Origin of the sequence: Bacillus sp. SIMBA_074, from assembly GCF_046534555.1 — a bacterium.
Taxonomy (GTDB): Bacteria; Bacillota; Bacilli; order Bacillales; family Bacillaceae_G; genus Bacillus_A; species Bacillus_A mycoides.
The window spans coordinates 1-262 of record NZ_JAWRYM010000709.1 but is presented as its reverse complement, the minus strand read 5'-3'; the positions used below and the strand labels follow the sequence as shown (position 1 = coordinate 262).

Annotated in this window: 1 protein-coding gene; it reads right to left on the bottom strand. The window is 51.9% G+C overall.

Translation table 11 applies throughout. From position 1 onward, the window contains the following. Positions 1-66 precede the first annotated feature (66 nt). Positions 67-262: hypothetical protein (locus SB773_RS32630; RefSeq protein ID WP_410594536.1), on the bottom strand; the 196-nt coding region annotated here is incomplete at its 5' end.

The following is a 262-nucleotide window of genomic DNA, read 5'->3' as shown; positions in this document are numbered from 1 at the left end:
ATATGACGGGGGACACAACCCAATGCCAATGGTACGGGGGTGTGCCCCCGCCATTCCACGTTTTATCTATTTATTATTCGTTCTTGTTATTTCATCCGTGGCTATCTTGCGTATCACACACACGTTTTTGTCTATCAGGTCACCCTGATGTTTTGTCCGTATGCTCTGCGGCAGTGATACTGCTGCCGGGAGGTATCCGCCGAATTCTTCGATAAACCCCCACCTCGTCCACTGGGCTCCATGTCGGGCAGCCACAGTGCTG